This window comes from Mycobacterium sp. ITM-2016-00317, from assembly GCF_002968295.1.
Taxonomy (GTDB): domain Bacteria; phylum Actinomycetota; class Actinomycetes; order Mycobacteriales; family Mycobacteriaceae; genus Mycobacterium.
Genome location: NZ_CP134399.1, coordinates 1,744,281 through 1,764,996, shown reverse-complemented (window position 1 = coordinate 1,764,996; position 20,716 = coordinate 1,744,281). Strand labels below are relative to the sequence as shown.

At 70.3% G+C, this 20,716-nt stretch carries 16 protein-coding genes and 1 pseudogene; 7 read left to right on the top strand and 10 right to left on the bottom strand.

Annotated features, from left to right (window positions below; translation table 11 throughout):
• Positions 1-28 precede the first annotated feature (28 nt).
• On the top strand, positions 29-1,372 hold the full coding sequence (locus tag C6A87_RS08380; RefSeq protein ID WP_311116812.1) for a flavin monoamine oxidase family protein: 1,344 nt from the start codon (positions 29-31) through the stop codon (positions 1,370-1,372).
• Here C6A87_RS08380 and C6A87_RS08375 read toward each other — a convergent pair.
• Positions 1,348-2,364, bottom strand: a complete 1,017-nt coding sequence (locus tag C6A87_RS08375) for an alpha/beta hydrolase (RefSeq protein WP_311116811.1) — start codon at positions 2,362-2,364, stop codon at positions 1,348-1,350. The genes C6A87_RS08380 and C6A87_RS08375 overlap by 25 nt on opposite strands.
• Positions 2,365-2,486: 122 nt before the next feature.
• On the opposite strand from C6A87_RS08375, the gene C6A87_RS08370 reads away from it, so the two are divergent.
• Together C6A87_RS08370 and C6A87_RS08365 are read left to right on the top strand one after the other, a co-directional pair.
• Positions 2,487-3,461, top strand: coding sequence for an NADPH:quinone oxidoreductase family protein (locus C6A87_RS08370; protein ID WP_311116810.1), 975 nt, complete (start codon positions 2,487-2,489; stop codon positions 3,459-3,461).
• A 123-nt stretch (positions 3,462-3,584) separates the two neighbouring features.
• Positions 3,585-6,353, top strand: a complete 2,769-nt coding sequence (locus C6A87_RS08365; protein ID WP_311117856.1) for a LuxR C-terminal-related transcriptional regulator — start codon at positions 3,585-3,587, stop codon at positions 6,351-6,353.
• On the opposite strand, the gene C6A87_RS08360 is transcribed toward C6A87_RS08365, so the two are convergent.
• The 4 genes from C6A87_RS08360 to C6A87_RS08345 all read right to left on the bottom strand — a co-directional run bounded on the left by C6A87_RS08360 (position 6,350) and on the right by C6A87_RS08345 (position 10,348).
• Complete coding sequence (locus tag C6A87_RS08360) at positions 6,350-7,132, bottom strand: glucose 1-dehydrogenase (RefSeq protein ID WP_311116809.1); 783 nt, start codon at positions 7,130-7,132, stop codon at positions 6,350-6,352. The two genes, C6A87_RS08365 and C6A87_RS08360, sit on opposite strands and share 4 nt — an antisense overlap.
• Positions 7,129-9,135: an NAD(P)/FAD-dependent oxidoreductase gene (locus tag C6A87_RS08355; protein ID WP_311116808.1), complete on the bottom strand. Its 2,007-nt coding sequence runs from the start codon at positions 9,133-9,135 to the stop codon at positions 7,129-7,131. The genes C6A87_RS08360 and C6A87_RS08355 overlap by 4 nt, the downstream gene beginning before the upstream one ends.
• Before the next feature lie 97 nt (positions 9,136-9,232).
• Positions 9,233-9,586 (bottom strand): Fe-S protein, encoded by a 354-nt coding sequence (locus tag C6A87_RS08350; RefSeq protein WP_311116807.1) that lies wholly within the window; start codon positions 9,584-9,586, stop codon positions 9,233-9,235.
• A 222-nt stretch (positions 9,587-9,808) separates the two neighbouring features.
• Positions 9,809-10,348: an isochorismatase family cysteine hydrolase gene (locus C6A87_RS08345; protein WP_311116806.1), complete on the bottom strand. Its 540-nt coding sequence runs from the start codon at positions 10,346-10,348 to the stop codon at positions 9,809-9,811.
• A gap of 126 nt (positions 10,349-10,474) precedes the next feature.
• On the opposite strand from C6A87_RS08345, the gene gabT reads away from it, so the two are divergent.
• From gabT to C6A87_RS08325, 4 genes are read left to right on the top strand one after another with little or no spacing between them, the layout of a single operon-like run.
• A complete protein-coding gene (gene gabT / locus C6A87_RS08340; RefSeq protein ID WP_311116805.1) occupies positions 10,475-11,827 on the top strand; it encodes a 4-aminobutyrate--2-oxoglutarate transaminase in 1,353 nt (450 codons plus the stop codon).
• Positions 11,828-11,848: 21 nt separating this feature from the next.
• Positions 11,849-13,045, top strand: a complete 1,197-nt coding sequence (locus C6A87_RS08335; RefSeq protein ID WP_311116804.1) for an acyl-CoA dehydrogenase family protein — start codon at positions 11,849-11,851, stop codon at positions 13,043-13,045.
• Positions 13,042-14,502: an aldehyde dehydrogenase family protein gene (locus tag C6A87_RS08330; protein WP_311116803.1), complete on the top strand. Its 1,461-nt coding sequence runs from the start codon at positions 13,042-13,044 to the stop codon at positions 14,500-14,502. The genes C6A87_RS08335 and C6A87_RS08330 overlap by 4 nt, the downstream gene beginning before the upstream one ends.
• Positions 14,499-15,620 (top strand): CoA transferase, encoded by a 1,122-nt coding sequence (locus tag C6A87_RS08325; RefSeq protein WP_311116802.1) that lies wholly within the window; start codon positions 14,499-14,501, stop codon positions 15,618-15,620. The genes C6A87_RS08330 and C6A87_RS08325 overlap by 4 nt, the downstream gene beginning before the upstream one ends.
• Here the strand turns inward: C6A87_RS08325 and C6A87_RS08320 are convergent.
• From C6A87_RS08320 to C6A87_RS08300, 5 genes and pseudogenes are all read right to left on the bottom strand, one after another.
• Positions 15,562-17,068 (bottom strand): annotated as a pseudogene (locus C6A87_RS08320) (PucR family transcriptional regulator). The gene C6A87_RS08325 and the pseudogene C6A87_RS08320 overlap by 59 nt on opposite strands.
• Complete coding sequence (locus C6A87_RS08315; protein WP_311116801.1) at positions 17,065-17,910, bottom strand: gamma-glutamyl-gamma-aminobutyrate hydrolase family protein; 846 nt, start codon at positions 17,908-17,910, stop codon at positions 17,065-17,067. Before C6A87_RS08315 ends, C6A87_RS08320 begins: the two are co-directional and overlap by 4 nt.
• Positions 17,907-18,623: a gamma-glutamyl-gamma-aminobutyrate hydrolase family protein gene (locus tag C6A87_RS08310; RefSeq protein WP_311116800.1), complete on the bottom strand. Its 717-nt coding sequence runs from the start codon at positions 18,621-18,623 to the stop codon at positions 17,907-17,909. Before C6A87_RS08310 ends, C6A87_RS08315 begins: the two co-directional genes overlap by 4 nt.
• Positions 18,624-19,331 (bottom strand): ABC transporter substrate-binding protein, encoded by a 708-nt coding sequence (locus C6A87_RS08305; RefSeq protein WP_311116799.1) that lies wholly within the window; start codon positions 19,329-19,331, stop codon positions 18,624-18,626.
• On the bottom strand, positions 19,328-20,713 hold the full coding sequence (locus tag C6A87_RS08300; protein ID WP_311116798.1) for a glutamine synthetase family protein: 1,386 nt from the start codon (positions 20,711-20,713) through the stop codon (positions 19,328-19,330). The genes C6A87_RS08305 and C6A87_RS08300 overlap by 4 nt, the downstream gene beginning before the upstream one ends.
• Positions 20,714-20,716: the final 3 nt, after the last annotated feature.

The window sequence follows — 20,716 nt, the reverse complement described above, 5'->3', positions numbered from 1 at the left end:
TGCGCGCCGGAATCGCGAGGATGGGGGCATGGTCGACGTCGTCGTGGTGGGAGCGGGCTTCGCGGGGCTGACCGCGGCGCGGGAACTGACCCGCTTCGGGCACGACGTGGTGGTCGTCGAGGGCCGCGACCGGGTGGGCGGCCGCTCGCACACCGGCACCGTCGCGGGCGTCCCGGTGGACCTCGGCGCGACGTTCGTGGGCCCGACCCAGGACGCCGTGCTGGCGCTGGCCGACCAGCTGGGCTGCGAACGGACCCCGACCTACGGCAAGGGCAAGAACCTGATCCGCTGGCGGGGTTCGGTGCGCTCCTACCGCAGCACGATCCCACGTCTGTCGATCATCGAGTTGGTGGACGTGTCGCGGATCCAGTGGCGCTTCGAGCGGGTCTGCCGGCGGGTACCTGTCGAACAGCCGTGGACCTCACCGATCGCGCGCAACCTCGACGGCGTCTCGCTGGACGGCTGGCTGCGCTCGTTGCACGCCGGTGCCTCCACCCGCGACCTGATGACGATCATGTCCCGGGTGACCTGGGGCGCAGAGCCCGACGCGGTGTCGATGCTGCACGCGGTGCGCTACGTCAAGGCGGCGGGCGGGCTGAGCCGGATGCTGGATGTCGAAGGAGGCGCCCAGCAGGAGCGGTTCCCGGCGGGCACGCAGCAGATCGCCGAACGGATGGCCGAACAGCTCGGCGAACGCGTGGTGCTCGGTGCGCCGGTGCGCCGGATCGCACGGGGCGCCGACCACATGCTGACCGTCACCACCGACCGCGCCGAATACCGGGGCGCGGCGGTCATCGTCGCGGTCCCGCCCGAGCACCGCACCGGCATCGAGTTCGATCCGCCGCTGCCCGCGGACTACGGCGAGCTCAGCAGGCACTGGCCGCAGGGTCATCTGAGCAAGGCCTACGCGGCCTATGAGACCCCGTTCTGGCGCAAGGCCGGCTACTCCGGGGAGGCGCTGTCCGACGAGGGTCCTGTGTTCATCACGTTCGACTGCAGCCCGGGCGACGACGGGCCCGGCATCCTGCTGGGGTTCACCGACGCGCGCACGTTCGACCCGCTCCCCGACGAGCAGCGTCGCGAGGTCGCACTGGCCGGGTTCACCGCGCTGTTCGGGCAAGCCGCGGCACGCCCGCTCGACTACCTCGACCATCGTTGGGGCGTCGAGGCTTTCGCCCCGGGCGGGCCGACGGCGGCGGTGCCGCCGGGGGCGTGGACCGCGCACGGCCGATGGCTGCGCGCCCCGGTCGACGGCATCTTCTGGGCGGGCACGGAGACCGCCGACCGCTGGACCGGGTTCCTCGACGGCGCGGTGCGGTCGGGGCTGCGCGCAGCCGCCGACGCGCATCAGGAGCTGGCGCGCCGGCCCTGATCGTCGGACGCCGCATTCCCCGCCGCCCCGCTTGCCCGGGAACTCTCCCTGACCGACCCGATCAGCCAGCGCAGATGCTCGTTGACCTCGTCGGGCCGTTCCAGGATCGCGCAGTGCCCGCCGGGCAGCTCGACGAATCGCGCCAGGTTCGGCGCGGTGGCCGCGATCCGGCGGGCCGACGCCATCGGCAGCAGCCGGTCCTTGGTGCTGCCGATCACCAGTGTCGGCACCGTCAGGTTCGACAGCGCGATGTGCCGCGGGCCGAGGTGATCGACGAGCACCCGTGCCCACCCGCCGCGCCCCGCCGGCGACGTGGAGTTGAACAGCTCGTAGACGAAGTCGGCGACCGCCGGGTCGGCGTCGCGGCCCACGGCCAGTGACGCGACGAAGCGGCGGTTGGGCCGGTGCACGGCCCGACTCAGCGGCACCCCGCCGAACCGGCGCAGCATCGATCCGGCCGCCCGCACCCGGGCTTCGGCCAGCGCCGGCGGGACCGGCAACAGGTTGACGTTGCGCAGCAGGTCGCCGGTGGTGGTGTTGATCAGCGCAACCGCGTCGGCACGTTGCTCGACGCGGTGCGGCAGCCGTTCCGACCACGACGAGATCGCGATGCCGCCCATCGAGTGGCCCGCGATCACGGCGCGTTCGCCGGGAGCCAGCGTGGCCTCCAGCACCGCGTCGAGGTCGGCGGCGAGATAGTCCAGGCTGTAGCCACCGCGCAGCGGCGGGATCGAGCTGCGGCCGTGGCCGCGGTGATCGAAGGCGATCACCCGGTGGTCGCGGGCGAGGTCGGCGATCTGGCAGGCCCACACCCGCAGCGCGCAGGTGATGCCGTGCGCGAGCACGATCGGGTAGCCGTCCTCCGGCCCGAAGACCTCTGCGTGCAGCCGGACGCCGTCGCGGGAGCGGACGTCGACGATGCGTCCAGGCGGCAGTGCCTGCGCGGGGGCGAACCCCCGGCGCCGCGCCTGCGTGCTGGTTCCTCGTGCCATGCGCAGCTCCTGTGTTCCGGCGACTTTGCCCGGTACGGGACTGTACCCGGTGGAGACCGGCGGTGAGCCGCCGAATCGCGGGTGAGTTAAATGGTCTGCGACGACAATCAGGAAGGCCGGGAATGCGTGCGATACAGATTGCCGAACTGACGGGCCCGCAGGCGGCCCGCCTCGTGGAGATCGACGATCCCACCGCCGCGGACGGCGAGGTGCTGGTCGACGTGCACGCCGCGGGGGTGGCGTTCCCCGATGCGCTGCAGTCCCGCGGGCTCTATCAGTACAAGCCGCAGATGCCCTACACCCCGGGCGCGGAGGTGGCCGGGGTGGTGCGCAGCGCACCCGCCGGCGCGCACGTACGGCCCGGCGACCGGGTGGCCGGCCTGACGATGCTGTGCGGAGCGATGGCCGAAGTCGTTGCGCTGCAAGCGGAGCGGGTGTTCAAGTTGCCGGATTCGCTGTCCTTCGAGGCCGGCGCAGGCATTCTGTTCAACGATCTGACCGTGCATTTCGCATTGCGCACCCGCGGCCGTCTGCAACCCGGCGACACGGTGCTGGTGCACGGGGCGGCCGGCGGCATCGGCACCTCGACGCTGCGGCTCGCGCCTGCGTTCGGCGCCTCCCGCACCATCGCGGTGGTCAGCACCGAGGACAAGGCCGAGGTGGCCCGCGCCGCAGGCGCGTCCGACGTGGTGCTGGCCGACGGGTTCAAGGACGCGGTCAAGGACCTCACCGGCGGGCGCGGGGTGGACATCGTGGTCGATCCGGTGGGCGGTGACCGGTTCACCGATTCACTGCGCTCGCTGGCGCCCGGCGGCCGGCTGCTGGTGGTCGGTTTCACCGGCGGGGAGATCCCGACGGTGAAGGTGAACCGGCTGCTGCTCAACAACGTCGACGCCGTCGGCGTGGGGTGGGGAGCATGGACGATGACCCACCCCGGCTATCTGCAGGAGCAGTGGGCCGAGCTGGAGCCGTTGCTAGCGTCGGGTGCGGTGCCTGCGCCCACCCCGGTGGTCTATCCGCTGGAGCGGGCCGCCGAGGCGATCGCGTCGCTGGAGGATCGCTCGGCCAGGGGCAAGGTCGTCGTACTTGTTCGATGACGTAGTTGTTCGATGACGTCAAGGTTCGATGATGCCACCGGTCGATGATGTCGCCGTTCGGAAAGTGACCCGCCGGTAACCGAATGCGCCGAAGTGGTGCGCCGGTCTTTGCCCGCTGCGATGATGGAGGCCGTGTCCCACGCTGGAGAGCAACCAGTCGACGATCGGCGCGTTGCTGGTTTCCTGGCCGCCGCGGCGTCGGCGCCCACTGCGCTGGTCGTCGAGGGCGAAGCGGGGATCGGCAAGACCACGCTGTGGCTGCGTCAGCTCGAGCTGGCCGGCGAACGGGGTTTCCGGGTGCTCACGGCCCGGGTGGGCCAGGCCGAATCGGTGATGGCGTTCGCCGCGCTGGCCGACCTGCTCGCGGATGTCGAGGACGACTGCTACGCCTCGTTGCCCGCGTTGCAGAAGCTGGCGCTGGACCGGGTGCTGCTGCGCGCAGGCAACGACGGTCCGTCCACCGATCAGCGCACCGTGGCCGCGGGTTTCGTGTCGGTGCTGCACACTCTGGCCGAGCGTTCCCCGGTGCTGATCGCGATCGACGACGCCCAGTGGCTGGACCGGTCGAGCCGGGCGGCCGTCGAGTTCGCGGTACGCCGGCTGCGCGGACCGTTCGGCGTGCTGGTGACCGAGCGGTGCGCCCCGGGCGAGGGCACCACCGCGGGCTGGCTGAGGCTGGAGCGGCCCGACGGGCTCCAGCGCGTGTCGGTGCGGCCGATGACCACGGGTCAACTGCACTCGCTGATCTCCGAGCGCCTGGGCCGTACCCTGGCCCGGCCGTCGGTGCTCCGCATCGCCGAGATCTCGGGCGGCAACCCGTTTTTCGCTCTCGAGCTGGCGCACTCCATCGGCGACGGCCCGACCGCGGCTGAGCCGCCGCTGCCGGCCACGCTGACCGAGGTGGTGCGGCGCCGGATCGGGCAGCTGGACGAATCGACCCGCTCGCTGCTGCTCAGCGTCGCGTGCGTGGCCGCCCCCACAGTGGACCTGCTGGCGCGCGCCCATGCCTCGACGACCACGGAGGTGACCGCCCGCCTGGAGAAGGTGGAGTCCACCGGCATCGTCACTCTGGACGGGAACCGGGTGAGGTTCACCCACCCGCTGCTGGCCAGCGGCGTCTACACCGACGCCGGACCGACAGCGCGCCGCGCGATGCACCGCACGATGGGCGCACTCGAGACCCAGCCGGAGCTCAAAGCGCGGCACCTGGCCCTGGCGTCGGCCAGCGGCGACGACGAGATCTTCACCGCGCTGGATCAGGCCGCCGACTCCGCCCGTGCCCGGGGCGCCCCGGCGGCGGCCGCGGAGCTCGTCGACCTGGCCATCGGGCTGGGCGGAGACAACCCGGTGCGCCGCATGAGGTCCGCGGAGAACCACTTCCTGGCCGGCGACACCGCCAAAGCCGCCGCCGTGCTGGGCCAGGTCGACTCGATGGAGCCCGCGATCCTGCGGGCGCTGGCGTCGAGCCTGCTCGCCACGGTCCGGATGTACGAGAACGAACACACCGAGGCGGTCGCACTGCTGCGCAGCGCACTCGACGACGGCGCGGGCAACGTCCCGGTGCTGGTGCAGGTGCTGCTGCGGTTGTCGTTCGCGCTCAACAGCATCGGCGAGCTCGACGACGCGCGCCGGTACGTCCGCGACGCCGTCAAGCTGGCCGAGGAGCTCGGAATTCCGGGCATCATCAGCGCCGCGCTGGCGTGGTCGGTGCACGTGGAATTCCAATGCGGGCACGGGCTCGACGAGCAGTCCCTGCGGCGCGCGATGGAGCTCTACGACCCGGCTCTCGACGTGCCGATCATCTTCCGGGCGCCGTTCGTGCACGCGTTGGCGATGTCGTGGACCGGTCGGCTCGAGCAGGCGCACCGCGAGCTGACCGAGGTGCGCGCGATGTGTGTCGATCGCGGCGCTGAGAGCGACATGATGGCCATCGCCGGGTTTCTCGCGATCAACCACCTGTGGCGCGGTCAGCTCGCCGCCGCCGAGGCCGAGGCGGCCGAAGCCGTGGAACGCGCGGAACAGCTCGGTGGCGACGACGTGCTGATCATCCCGATGACCGTGCGTGGCGCGCTGGCCGCCTACGCCGGTCGCGTCGACGACGCCCGCTCCGACGCCCGCTGGGTGCTCGGTGCCATCGCCAACCGGCAGGCCTCCCACATCGCCGACTGGCCGGGAATGACGTTGTGCTTCCTTGAGGAATCGCTCGGGAATCACCGGGAGGCGTTGCAGGCACTCGACGTGAAGTTCCTCGACACCGCGCAGATGCCTGCCACCGAATTGATGTACGCGTGGCATCTGCCCGACGTGATCGAGGCGATGGTGGGCGCGGGACGGCTCGACGAGGCCGAATTCCTCACCAGCGCACTGGAACAGAACGGCCTCGAGCACGGCAGGCACTGGATGCGCGCGGTGGGCGCGCGGTGTCGCGCGATGCTGCTGGCCGCCCGCGGCGAAGTGGCGGCCGCCGAGCAGGCCGCGCACCGCGCGATGGTCGAGCATGAAGGTCTGCCGATGCCGTTCGAGACGGCCAGAACTCAGCTCCTGCTCGGCCAGCTGCAACGCCGGTTACGCCAGAAGCAGTCCGCGGCAGCGAATCTGAACGAGGCGCTGGGGACCTTCCAGACGTTGGGCACCCCGCTGTGGGCGCAGCGGGCGCAGTCCGAACTGGCGCGCGCAGTGGTCGCCCCAGCCGAGGATCTGACCCAGTTGACGCCGTCGGAGCAGCGGGTCGCCGAGATGGCGGCCGCCGGGGCGACCAACAAGGACATCGCCGCGGCGATGTTCATCAGTGCCAAGACCGTCGAGCACAACCTCACCAAGATCTACCGCAAGCTGGGCATCAGCTCGCGCGCCGAGTTGGGCAGGCGGATGGATCGGACCGGCCGGTCCTAGGTCACCCAGTCCGGCTGTCGGGCGACGTCGACGGCGGAGAAATCCTTGTGTGCCAGACCGGCGATGGTTCCGCCGTCGACGACGAATTCCGCCCCGGTCGAGTAGCTGGACTCGTCGCCGGCCAGATACACGACCAGGTTGCTGACCTCGTGCGGCTGGGCGATCCGGCCGAGCGCGGACTGGAAGATGTCCTCGGGCACCCAGTCGGCCATCGGCGTCTTCACCAGGCCCGGATGCACCGAGTTGACGCGAATCCCGAATGGCCCCAACTCCAGTGCCGTGGACTTGGTGAGGCCGCGCACCGCGAACTTCGTCGCGGTGTAGCCGTGACACCCGACGGTGCCCGCCATCCCCTCGATCGAGGAGATGTTGACGATCGATCCTCCGCCCGCGGCCTTCATCGTCGGGGTGACCGCGCGAATACCCAGGAAGACCCCGGTGAGGTTGACGTCGAGGATGCGCTGCCACTCCGACAGCGGATAGTCCTCGACGGTACCGATGTTGAGGATGCCCGCGTTGTTGACCAGGACATCGAGCCCGCCGAACTCGGCGACGGCGGTGGCCACGGCCGCGTCCCAGTCGCCGGGGCTGGTGACGTCGAGATGGACGTAGCGCGCGGCGTCCCCGAGTTCGCCGGCCACGTGTTGGCCCTCGATGTCGAGGATGTCGCCGCACACCACCTTGGCGCCGTGGGCGGCCATCACCCGCGCGTGGGACGCGCCCATGCCCCTGGCCCCGCCGCTGATGAGCGCGACCTTGCCTGCCAGCCGTCCTGTCATGAGTTCCCCTGCCCCGTCGTGTCCGTGAATTCCGTGACCGTGAATTCGTAGTCCGCCGGGAACGGCCGAGACGTCCACTTCCAGTACTCGGCGATGCGCCACGCGAACAGGGTGGGCAACTCGCCTGCACTGTTCTTGTAGTAGCTGCTGACCGAAGGGTGGGCGTAGACCATCGACGTCAGCCGGTGTTGGCTGCGGCGGTCGTAGTCGGCACACACCTCGGCCCTGGGCGCGGCGGCGGCCGCACCGGCGGCCAGTGTCATGTCGATGCAGCCCAGGATGTAGCGCATCTGGCATTCGGAGTTGTAGATGATGCTGGCGCCGTTCACGGCGTTGGTGCCGGGGCCGAACATGCAGTAGAAGTTCGGGAACCCGGCCACGGTGATCCCGAGGTATGCGTAGCCGGCGTCGCCCCACGCCTCGTTGAGCCCGACGCCACCGGTACCGCGGATGTCGATCGGGCCGAGCTGGTGGTTGACGTCGAAACCGGTGGCCCACACCAGCACATCGGCCTTGCGGTGCACGCCACGCACGTCGGTGACACCGTCGGCGGTGATCTCGGCGATCCCGTCGGTGACCAGTTCGACGTCGTCGCGCTGCAGGGTGGTCAGCCAGGTGCCGTCGTCCTGCAGGGTGCGCTTGCCCATCGGCGGGTACTTCGGGGTGACCTTGTCGAGCAGTTCCTCGTCGTCGGTGAACGCGCGCATCCACGCGATGAACATGTCCCGGATCGCCTGATTGCCTGCGCTGACCGACAATCCACCGGTGTCCCAGCCGGGGTCGATGGTGATCTGTTCGTCGAGGGCGTCGGCGATCGGCCACCACGACACGAAGCGCAACCATCGCCCGTAGTAGGGCAGATGCCGGGTGGCCCAACGGGCCCCGGCGCTGACCGCTTCGTGGTAGTGCACGTTGGGCGCCATCCACTGTGGGGTGCGCTGGTAGACGTCGACATGCGCGGCGGTGCCGGCGATCGCGGGCACCAGCTGGAAGCCGCTGGCCCCGGCGCCGATCACCGCGACCCGCTTGCCGGTCAGCTCCACGGAGTTGTCCCAGTCTGCGGTGTGGCGGGACGGCCCGCGAAACGTGTTTGCTCCGTTGATGTCCGGGATGACCGGGGTGCTGAACTGGCCGACGGCGCAGATCACGGCGCGGGCGGTCAGCTCCTCGTCAGCGCCTTCGCCGGTGCCGGTGCGACGCACCCGCACCCGCCACCGCGCGGCCGCCGCGTCCCACACCGCGCCGGTCACCTCGGTGTCGAACCGGATGTGCTCGGCGAGTCCGTAGCGGTCGGTGACATCGCGCAGATACTGCAGTATCTCGGGTTGGGTGGCGTAGTGGTGCCGCCAATGGTCGGTCGGCTCGAACGAATACGTGTAGTACTGGCTGGCGATGTCGACTCGGCAGCCGGGGTAGCGGTTGGCCAGCCAGGTTCCGCCGACGCCGGACTGACGCTCGACGATGGTGAACGGCACACCGGCCGCCTTGAGCTTGATACCGGCCAGCAGCCCGGCCTCGCCGCAGCCGATGACCACGACGGGGAAGCCGGCACGCTGCTCGGGCACCGATGCCCACACCGGACCGCACTGGTCGTCGTCGGTGACCCTCAGATCGGCGGCGATGTAGTCGACGAACTCGTCGGTGACCTGACCGGCCGAGACCACGTCGAGCATCACCCGTAGCTGGTGCTCGTCGGGCACGAACGGTGGCGGGCAGCCCCTGTCGCGGTACTCGCGGGCGACCTGATAAGCCTTGTCCCGCACCGCCTGTTTGTCCGGCTCGCTCATGCCGCCCTGCAGATCCATCGCGATGAGCATGAACGGGCGCGGCAGTTCGTCGAGGATGTTCAGGTCGCCGGTCATGTGGACCATCGACATCAACAGCGCGGGCACACTGGCGTCGTCGATGGCCGCTCGCAGCACCTCGTCGTCGTCGTCGAACGGCAGTCCGGTCAACCGGGTCAGCTCGGGACTGCGCACCTCCGCGCCGGTGAGATGGGGCACGGACCGACCATACGCTCGGCCTTCAGTGGATGGTCAGTGTTTGGCGACTTCCGCGCGCGCCGGGAAGTCGGGCACCGCACCGGGCGAGCGGTGGGCCCTACCAGATGACAGCCAGTGCCGCCGCGGCGAACGACAGCACCCCGACTCCGTAGAACAGGCCACGCGGCACCGCTTCACCGGTGCGCTTCTGCCGGGCACTGCCCATGCCCAGCAATCCTCCCAGGATCACCAGGATCACCAGCTTGATCCCGATCTTGGGGTAGTTCAGTTCGATGCCCGCGGGCCACGGCGCGGCCAGCGCGAGGCCGGTCAGCAGTGAGACCAGCAGGCCGTAGTCCATCACCCGGGTGGTCCGGAACCGCCCGGCGACCGCTTCGGTCACCCAGGCGCCGAAGGTGATCGCGAAGCCGACGATGTGCAGCAATACAACTACAGAACGTAGTACTTCCATGCGGTGAGGCTACCCCAGCCGGGCCCGGACACCCGGCAGGCACCGGGGCTCACGGCGTGCCGTGCCCGGCGACGACGGCCTTGGGTCCCACACAGGGCTGGGCCGCCGCCGGTGTCGACGCGACGAGACCGGAGATCGACAGTGCCACTGCGACTCCGGCCGAAACCAACAGCTTCCTGATCAGCCCTGCCGCAGCCCGGGCCTGCGCAGCGTTTCGCGTGGTCAGGGCAGACAGTCGGTGGACTTCGACAGGTCCGCCTTCATGTTGCGGCTCATCATCTCCAGCGCGGCCTCGCCGAGCTTGGCGTCGATGTGCGCCACGGCATCCGGCGGGACGACCACGTCGTAGTGCCGGACGTAACCGTCGAGCGCGGTGTACAGGACGCACTGTTCGGTGACCTGCCCGGTGAGCACGATGCGCTGCACACCGAGTCGGCTGAGCAGGTAGTCCAGTGGGGTAGCGTAGAACGCGCTGTGTCGCACCTTGGTCAGGAAGCGGGTGTCCGGGCTGGGCACCAGCGGCCGGACCAGATCCGGGCGGGAGCCCTCCAGTGCGCCCTGGATGATGTCGGAATGGTTGGCGGCGAAGTCGCCGTAGTTGTCGTTGACATAGATCACGTCGACGTCGTCGCGCAGGCCGGCCCGCTCGACCAGCTCCGCGATCGGTGCGACGACCTCGGCGGCACTCTCGGCCAGTTTCTCGGCGTCGGGGTGATCGTAGGTGTTGAACATGTCGATCACCAGAAGCGCGGTATCACTCATGGAGGTATTGATAACCGCGCAGCACGAAAGTATTCCGCGCACGCAGCGCCGGTGTGTACATCGGCGGCCGGGCGATTGTCCGTCACGGACATGGGCGGGGCGTGCCGGTGTTCCTACGCTTGCGCCATGACTGCGTCCGTGATCGGCGGCCCCACCCTCCCCCAGGCCCGCCGGGTGCACACCGAGATCCCCGGTCCCCGGTCCGTCGAGCTCGCGCACCGCCGCAGTGCCGCGCTCCCGGCCGGCCTGACCAGCGCCGCCGGTGTCTACGTCGCCGCGGCCGGCGGCGGGGTGATCGTCGACGTGGACGGCAACTCGTTCATCGACCTCGGCAGCGGGATCGCGGTCACCACCGTGGGCAACGCGGCCCCTGCCGTGGTGGCCCGTGCAACGGCGCAGCTCGCCGAGTACACCCACACCTGCTTCCTGGCCACCCCGTACGAGCCCTACATCGAGGTCGCCGAGAAGCTGAACGCACTGACCCCCGGCGCCCACCAGAAGCGGACCGCGTTGTTCAACACCGGCAGCGAGGCGGTGGAGAACGCGGTGAAATACGCCCGCGCGGCAACCGGGCGGCCGGCGGTGGTGGTGTTCGACCACGCGTTCCACGGCCGCTCGCTGCTCACCATGTCGATGACCGCCAAGAACGCGCCGTACAAGCACGGTTTCGGTCCGTTCGCCCCCGAGGTGTACCGGGCGCCGATGGCCTACCCGTTCCGGTGGCCCTCGGGTCCGCAGCACTGCGCCGCAGAGGCGTTCGCCCACTTCGCCCAGCTCGTCGACGCCCAGATCGGTGCCGACGCGGTGTCCTGCGTGGTGATCGAGCCGATCCAGGGTGAGGGCGGCTTCATCGTCCCGGCCGAGGGCTTCCTGCAGTCGGTCGCCCGCTTCTGCCGCGAGCGCGGCATCCTGCTGGTTGCCGACGAGGTGCAGACCGGCATCGCGCGCACCGGCGCCTGGTTCGCCAGCGAGCACGACGGGCTGGTGCCCGACCTGATCACCACCGCCAAGGGGCTGGCCGGTGGGCTGCCGCTGGCCGCGGTCACCGGACGTGCCGACGTGATGGACGCCGCGCACCCGGGCGGTATCGGCGGCACCTACAGCGGCAACCCGGTCGCGTGCGCAGCCGCACTCGGGGTGTTCGAGGAGATCGAGACCCGCGGACTGGTCGAGCGGGCCCGCGCCCTCGGGGACCTGATGACCGCGGCGTTGCGCAGGATCGCGGCCACCACCGGCGTGATCGGCGAGATCCGGGGACGCGGGGCGATGATCGCCGCCGAACTCGTGGTGCCCGGCACCCGCGAGCCCGATCCCGCCGCAGTGGCCGCCGTCACCCGGCACTGCCAGCGCAACGGCGTGTTGCCGCTGAGCGCAGGCACTTTCGGCAACGTGTTGCGGTTCCTCCCCCCGCTCTCGATCTCCGACGAACTGCTCGCCGAGGCCTTCGACGTCGTCGGCGACGGTTTCGCCGCCCTGTAGTCCCGATCAGGAGTTGACCCGATGACCACCACGACAGCACCGCGCCGCAAGTCCGTCTACGCCCCGCTGGAACTGTTCGACACCGCCCGGCTGCTCGATCACGACGAACGCGAGATCGCCTCCACGGTACGGAAATTCGTTGACATCGAACTACGGCCGAACATCGAGGGCTGGTTCGAGTCGGCCACGCTGCCCCGGGAACTGGGCCGGCGCTTCGGCGAGCTCGGGGTGCTGGGTATGCACCTGCAGGGCTACGGCTGCGCTGGCACCAACGCCGTCGGCTACGGGCTGGCGTGCCTGGAACTGGAGGCCGGTGACAGCGGGTTCCGCAGCTTCGTCTCCGTGCAGGGCTCCCTGTCGATGTTCTCGATCCACCGCTACGGCTCCGAGGACCAGAAGAACGAGTGGCTGCCGCGGCTGGCCTCGGGCGAGGCGATCGGCTGCTTCGGCCTGACCGAACCCGACTTCGGGTCCAACCCGGCCGGCATGCGCACCCGGGCGCGCCGCGACGGCCGCGACTGGGTGCTCAACGGCACCAAGATGTGGATCACCAACGGCAACCTGGCCGATGTGGCCACAGTGTGGGCGCAGACCGACGACGGGATCCGGGGTTTCCTGGTGCCCACCGACACACCGGGGTTCACCGCTAACGCAATACACCGCAAGCTCTCGCTGCGGGCGTCGGTGACCTCGGAGCTGGTGCTCGACAACGTCCGGCTGCCCGAGTCGGCACTACTGCCCCATGCCGTCGGGCTGAGTGCCCCGCTCTCGTGCCTCAACGAGGCCCGTTTCGGCATCGTGTTCGGCGCGCTCGGTGCGGCCCGTGACAGCCTGGAGACCACCATCGCCTACACCCGGACCCGCGACGTGTTCGACAAGCCGCTGGCCGGCTATCAGCTGACACAGGAGAAACTGGCCAACATGACCCTCGAACTCGGCAAGGCCATGCTGCTGGCGATCCACCTGGGCCGGATGAAGGACGCCGGCGGTGTGCTCCCGGAGCAGATCAGTCTCGGCAAGCTCAACAACGTCCGCGAGGCACTCGCGATCGCCCGCGAATGCCGCACCCTGCTGGGCGGCAGCGGCATCACCCTGGAGTATTCGCCGCTGCGCCACGCCAACAACCTGGAGTCCGTGCTGACCTACGAGGGCACCTCGGAGATGCACATGCTGTCCATCGGCAAGGCGCTGACCGGCCACGCGGCGTTCCGCTCATGACGACCGCGGTCCGGCACCTGGTCGACGGCCGGTGGATCGCCGGCGACGGTGCACCGCTGCACAGTGTCAACCCGACCCGGCCGCGCGACGTGGTCGCCGAGGGCGGTGCCGCGCTGCCGGCCGACGTCGACGCGGCCGTGGCGGCGGCCGCCGGCGCCGCACCGTCGTGGGCGGCCACGCCGATCCACCAGCGGGGCGCGCTGCTGTCGGCCGCCGCGGGCGTCGTCGAGCGCAACGCCGAGCAGTGGGGGCTCGAACTGGCCACCGAGGAGGGCAAGACGCGCGCCGAAGGCGTCGGCGAGGTGCGACGCGCGGCGCAGATCCTGCGCTACTACGCCAGCGAGGGCGACCGGAGTTCGGGCGAGCTCTACGCATCCCCGCGCGCCGGGGAACAGATCCTGGTCACCCGCAGACCGCTCGGCGTCGTCGCGGTGATCACCCCGTTCAACTTCCCGATCGCGATCCCGGCCTGGAAGATCGCACCCGCGCTGGTCTACGGCAACACCGTGGTGTGGAAGCCGGCCAGCACCGTGCCACTGCTGGCGATCCGGCTCGCGGAGGCGTTCACCGAGGTCGGTCTGCCGCCGGGTGTGCTCAACCTGCTGATCGGCGACTCCGACGTCGGCGAGGCGATCGTCGGCCATGACGGGATCGCCGGGATCTCGTTCACCGGTTCCACCGCGGTGGGCAGGCGCATCGCGGCCTCGGCCGCGGCGCGCGGCGTGCCCGCGCAGGCCGAGATGGGAGGCAAGAACGCCGCGGTGGTGCTCGACGACGCCGACCTCGACCTCGCGGTGGAGCAGGTGATGCTGGGCGCGTTCCGGTCCACCGGCCAGAAGTGCACCGCCACTTCGCGTCTGATCGTCACCCCGGGCATCGCCGACGCGTTCCTGGACGCACTGCTCACGCGCGCCCGGGCGCTGCAGGTCGGTGACCCCGTCGACGACACGACGCAGATGGGTCCGGTGATCACCGCCGCGGCGCGTCAGTCCGTGACCGGCGGGGTCGACGCCGCCGTCGCCCAGGGCGCCACGGTGCTGGCCGGCGGACGGCCCTATCTGGAGGGACCTCTGGCCGACGGCTACTTCGTCGCCCCCACCATCCTGCAGCTCGACGGCGCACCCGCCGACGTCTGGACCGACGAACTGTTCGGACCCGTACTGGCCGTGCGGCGGGCCGCCGACGCCGACGAGGCGTTCACCCTGGCCAACGACAGCGAATTCGGGCTCTCCGCAGCGGTGTTCACCCAGGACCTGACCCGCGCCCTGCAGGCCGTCGACCACATCGACGTCGGGGTGCTGCACGTCAACTCCGAGTCCGCCGGAGCCGACCCGCACGTGCCGTTCGGCGGGGCCAAGAGGAGTGGGCTCGGCCCCAAGGAACAGGGCACCGCCGCCCGCGAGTTCTTCACCCACTCCACCACCGTGTACCTGCGGGGCGGGGCGGCACGCTCATGACCGGTGCGCTCGACGGCATCGTGGTCGTGGACTTCAGCCGGGTGCTGGCCGGGCCGTACGCGACGATGATGCTGGGCGACTTCGGCGCCGAGGTCGTCAAGGTGGAACGGCCGGGCACCGGTGACGACACGCGGCACTGGGGGCCGCCCTACGATTCCTCGGGCGTGGCAACGTATTTCAATGCCGTCAACCGCAACAAGCGCTCGGTGACCCTCGACCTGTCCGATCCCGGCGGGCAGCAGGCAGCACGCGACCTGGTCGCCGGCGCGGACATCGTCGTCGAGAACTTCCGGCCCGGCACGATGGAGCGACTCGGGCTGGGCTATGAGGAGCTGTGCCGCGTCCGGCCCGACGTCATCTACTGCGCCATCACCGGTTTCGGCCGCGGCGGCGGGGCGGCACTGCCGGGCTACGACCTGTTGGTGCAGGCCGTCGGCGGGCTGATGAGCGTCACCGGCACCGAGGGCCACCCCACCAAGGCCGGCGTGGCCCTGGTCGACGTGCTCGCCGGCCTGCACGCGCTGAGCGGGATCCTGGCCGCGTTGGCCCACCGCGACCGCACCGGTGAGGGGCAACGCGTGGACACCGACCTGTTCTCGGTGCTGCTGTCGTCGATGGTCAATCAGGCGTCCGGCTTCCTGGGCGCAGGCGTGGTGCCGGCGATGATGGGCAACAGGCACCCGAGCATCGCCCCGTACCAGACGTTCGACACCGCCGACCGACCGATCGCGGTGGCGGTCGGCAACGACAGACAGTTCGCCGCGTTCAGCACGGCGATCGGCCTGCCCGAACTCGCCCGCGACCCGCGCTTCACCACCAACCCGCTCCGGGTCGCCAACCGGGATGCGTTGTGCGCGGCGCTGGAACCGGCGTTGAAGCGGCACGGCGCCGAACACTGGTACACCACGCTGACCTCGGCCGGGGTGCCCGCGGGCCCGATCAACGACCTCTCCGAGGCGTTCGCGTTTGCCGAGCGGCTGGGCATCGGCGCGACGGTGCAGGTGCCAGGCAGCCGGGCCCCGCAGGTCGCCAACCCGATCACGATGTCGGCGACGCCGGTCACCTACCGCTGTGGCCCCCCGGCCCTCGGTGACTCCGCAGGAGCTGAGAAGCCCTGATCGCCAACCACAGCTGCGTCCGCGAGTCGGCGGAGTTCAGGTCGTCACCGAGCAGATGACCGATGCGCCGCATCCGGTTCCGCAGCGTGTGGCGGTGCACCTGCAACTCGGCGGCGGCGGCCTCCGCCTGGCCGTTGTGCCGCAGGAAAGCTGCCAGGGTAGCGACGAGATCCTCGTCGGTGTCGCTCAGCGGGTCCAATACCGATGCCAGCAGCCGCAATTCGCCGGGGGTGCAGCTGTCCAGCAACGCCGCGAGCGGCCCGAGATCGGCGTACGCGGCGAACTGGCCCGCGGTGGACCGCGCGGCGATACGCGCCTGCTCCACACCCGTGGCGACCTCGGCTATCGGCACGGCCCGGCTCACTCCCCCGCTCGGTGCGCGTTGAGTGCCGATCAGGGTGCGGATCCGTCCTGCGCTGCCTTCCGCGGGGAGCACGATCACGATCTCTCGCTCCGCTGTCGTCAGCAGGTAGGGCCCCGCGTCGGCCAGGGGCCTGGCCCACGGCTTCCTCGGCGGTCAACACCGGACCGAGGTGCTGCAACACGACCACGACAACGTCACCGTCCGGGACGAACCCGAAGTAACGCAGCAGACCTTCGTCCACGGCCTCGGGGTTCCCGAGCAGCTGCCGAGTCAGCGCCGAGCGCAGCCTCTGCTCGGCGTCCTGCACTCTCGCCGGCTTCTCCAGGGCGAGGGAGATCAGCGAAACCGCATGTGCGACAAGCACCCTGTCGGCATCGGACAGCGGTCCGTCGGTCCGTACCACCAGGTGCCCGCGAACGGCCTGCGCCGCCCGCAGCCGTTGGATCGTCAACCAGCCGTCCCCGTGCGGGCTGACAGAACCGCCGCGATCCCGCGCCCGCCGCGCGGCCCCGGACAACGACGCGATCAGCTCGGTATCGGTGCTCCCGCCCGCCGCGAGCTCCCTGCCGTCGGCGGCGACGGCGACGGCGACCGCTGACAGACAGTCTGCGAGTGCACCGACCACGCCGGGGATGCCTGCCCTCAGCGTTGCCCGGGCCAGCACCTCCTGTTGGTCGACCACTCGTTGCACCGAGCGCAGCTGGTCGGCCTTCACGGCGTCGATCACCACCCGGGCGATGGCGATGAACGGCGTCGACGCCGGCACCCGCAGGACGGGAACACCGTGCTCGTCACCCGCGGTGAGCACCCCGGCGGGGACCTCCGCGAGCGTGGTGCCGGTGTCGACCGCCAGCGCCGCCGTCCCGGCCGTGGCCAGTCGCGCGACGTAGTCACGCTGCGCGGCTGCGTCGGCTCCGATGTTGATGCCCGTCGTCATCACCAGCTCGCCGCCGGCCAGATACGGTGTGGGATCGGCTAGTTCGATGGCGTGCGCCCATGCGATGGGGCGGTCGGCCGCCCGCTCGCCGGCAACCAGGGCCAGGCCGAGGCTCTGGTACCGGCACAGACTGCGCGCGGTGATCACACCTGCGACGCTACCCCGTAGCCCTGTTGGCTCACCCGGTCCGCAGCCGTGGTTTCCCTGGACCGCTCAGCGGCCGCCGCGGCCACGAATGCCCCGAAGAGCCGCATCCTGTCGTCCTCGGGGCCGTCCTCGTCCTCGGGGTGCCACTGCACCCCGAGATAGAACTTGTCGGGATCCTCCACGCCCTCGGTGATCCCGTCGAGCGCGCGGGCGGCGACCACCAGACCCTGTCCGAGGGTGTCGACGGCCTGGTGGTGTCCGGAGCGTCCCGTCACCCGGTCTACGCCGAGGATCGCCGACAGTCGGGTACCCGGCATGATGTCGACCGGCTCGTCGACGAACTCCGGTTCCCCCGGCGCGCCGTGGTGCAGCGCGTAGTCGACGATGTCGCCGAGGACGGTGCCGCCTCGGGCGACGTTGAGCAGTTGATTGCCGCGGCAGATGCCGAGGATCGGGCGGCCGGCGGCCTCGGCGGCGGCGATGGCCGCGAACGCGTCGCGGTCGGCGCGCGCATCGACCCCGTAGGACTTCGGGTGCTGCGCCGCCCCGCCGTAACACGACGCGTCGATGTCACCGCCGCCGAGCAGCAGCAGCCCGTCGAACTGCCCTGCCGCGGAGGGGTTCTCCAACGCCGTGGTGGTGTCCCAGAGCTCGTAGGCGGCGCCGAGCTCGACGAGAGTGGTCAGTGCGACCTTGGTGAACCGCCGGATCAGCGCGGCGTCCTCGGCGCTGATGTCGGGGAAGTTCAGCGAGGCCAGCACGCACAAGCGGGCGCACGGGGTCTCCGGGGCGGGCTGCTCCGGGGTGACGTCGCGCAGGCTCACCCGATCGGCGGCGGTCATGTGCTGGAGTCCTTTCGTTTCCTCGCGCGGTCCACCAGGTCGGTGAACAGCGCAGCGTCGGTGGCCGAGACGCGGTGGCGGTCCTCGGGGTGCCACTGCACGGCGACGACGTCGGCGCGGCGGTGCTCGACGGCCTCGACGACGCCGTCTGCGGCGAGTGCGGACACGACCAGATCGGGCGCCAGCCGGTCGACGGCCTGATGATGGTAGGAGGACACGTCGATGGTCTGCTCCCCGACGATGGCATGCAGTCGTGATCCACGTTTGACGCGAACATGGTGGATTGCGTTGTGATGCGGTGCTTCCGTCTCGACGATGTGTTGGATCAAGGTGCCGCCGAGTGCGACATTGAGCACCTGCATGCCGCGGCAGATCGCCAGCGTCGGCATATCCAGCGTGCTCACCGCCTGTGCCACACCGAGGTCGAAGTCGTCCTGGAAGGCCACGGTGCCGGTGGTTTCCGGCGCCGCCTCCGCGCTGTAGCGGCACGGTTCGACGTCGGCGCCCCCCGGCAACAGCACCCCGTCGAAACGAGACAGCCTGCGCGCCAGTTCGGTCAGCGGGTCAGCTGCGGGACCGTGCAGGACAACCGGCTCTCCTCCTGCGGCCCAGACCGCCTCGCAGATCGCCTCGGCGGCCAAGGTCGCCGAGAACCGCAGGATCGGCACCTGCGGCGCCCGGCGACCGACCACCGCGATCAGCGGTCGGATCACTCAGTCTCCCGCGAACGGATAGTCGAGGGTCGGCAGCCACTGCTCCCAGACCTTGCGCAGGCGACCCGAGTCGATGAGCCTGGCCAGGCCCGCATCGATCTCGGCGAGCGTGTCCGGACGGTCCTTGGCCACCGCTATTCCCCACCGGTTACCGGTCTGCACCGTGAAAGCGAGCTCGTAGTCCGGGTGCGTGGCGCCCAGCGGGACGAACACGACGTCGTCGTCGACCACCGCGTCCACCTCCCCGGTCCGCAGCGCGGCCAGCATGTCGGCGTAGACGTCGTCCGAGCCTGCGCCGAACGCGACCGGTTCGGCACCGGTGAACGTCTGTGCCAGCGACATGTTGGTGCTGTTCTCAATGGCGGCGACCTTGCGGCCCAACAGATCCTGTGCCGACCGGATACCGGACCCGCGCCGGACCAGCACGCCCTCGTGGAAGATCGCGTACGGACGGGTGAAATCCACCCGAGCCTGCCGCTCTGCGGTGATGCCCTGCCCGCACAGCACCGCGTCGGCCTCACCGCGCTGCACCGACGGGATCATGTCCACCCACGGCACCCGGACCCATTCGATCGGCCTGCCGAGTTCGGCGCCCAGGGCCTCGGCGACGCCGGGTTCATAACCCTGCCGACCGTTCTCCGGCGTCCACAGCGAGAACAGTGGCGGCGCCTCGGCGTCCAGGCAGGCGAGTTTCAAGGTGTCGGTCATGGCGTGTCGTTCCAATACATCTCGCGCTCCCATTCGGTGACGTGTCCGCAGTACCTGGCCCATTCGTCGGCGTGGTAGTCGACGAGCAACGCCGACAGTTCCGGGCCGAACGCCTGGTTGAGCACCTGGTCGGCGCGGAAGGCGCCGATGGCTTCGCCGAGAGTCAGCGGCAGCGCCGGGAAGCGGTCGTCGACCGGTGCGTCGTAGGACGAACCCTGGGTGGGTTCGCCCGGGTCGATGGCGTTCTTCATGCCGTCCTCGCACGCGGCCAGGATCGCCGCGTGCGACAGGTACGGGTTCACCGCGGCGTCGGGCAGCTTGTACTCCAGGCGCCCGACCGCGGACAACCGGACGGTGCAGGTCTTGTTGTCCAGGCCCCAGTTGATCCGGGACGGCGCGAACTGTCCTGCGTCCCAGTAGCGTTTGTACGAGTTCACGGTCGATCCGTTGATCAGCATGGCGCCCGCGGAGTGGGCCAGCAGCCCGCCCAGTGCGTGTCGCCCGACCTCGCTCAGATGCAGTTCGGTGACGCCGGGTTCGGCGAGCACGTTGACGTCCTCGCGCCAGAAGCTGAAGTTGTGGTGGCACCCGTTGCCCATCATGCCGGTCGCGGGCTTGGGCATGAAGCTGGCGTGGATGCCGAGCTCGCGGGCCACCTGCTTGCAGATCTGGCGGTAGGTGGTCAACCGGTCGGCGGTGAGGTCGGCACGGTCGTACATGAAGTTCAGTTCGACCTGGAACTCGTCTTCGTAGTCGCCCTCGATCATGTCCAGGCCCAGTGCCTGGGCGTACTCGACGACCTTCTTGACGATCGGCCGGTTCCGCTCGAGGTGTTCGATGTGGTACGCCGGGCTCGATCCGGGACGGAACTGGGCCTGCAGACCCTCGCCCTGCCAGGTCATCTCGGGTTCACAGCCGGTGCGCAGCTCCAGCCCGGTCCGGTCGGTGAAACCGGCCAGCATCCGTCGCAGCAGACCCCTGCTGTCACAGGAAAATTCGGCACCGGCCCGGTCCGGCAGATGGTCGGGTTCGTAGAGGCGGCAGAACACGCGCGCGAAGCTGGTGTCCCACGGCAGCACCGCGAAGGTCTCCAGATCCGGGATCGCCGTGTATTCCGGCGCGTGCACCCCACCGGCGAGCAGCACTCCCTCCCGGGTGCCCTGGAGGTTGGCGACCGCTGTCTGGTGTTGCTGCACGCCGCGGATCGCGAGCCGCTCGAAATGGCGTGCCGGGGCCACTTTCCCGACGACCCGGCCCGTGATGGTGACCGCCTGGAAGTACACGAATTCGACGCCGCGATCAGCGATGGTGGACAGCACGGCGGCCAACTCGGGGCTGCCTGCGTTGGCCTCGCGGTGCGTGTCCAGAGGGGTGGCGGTCATCGG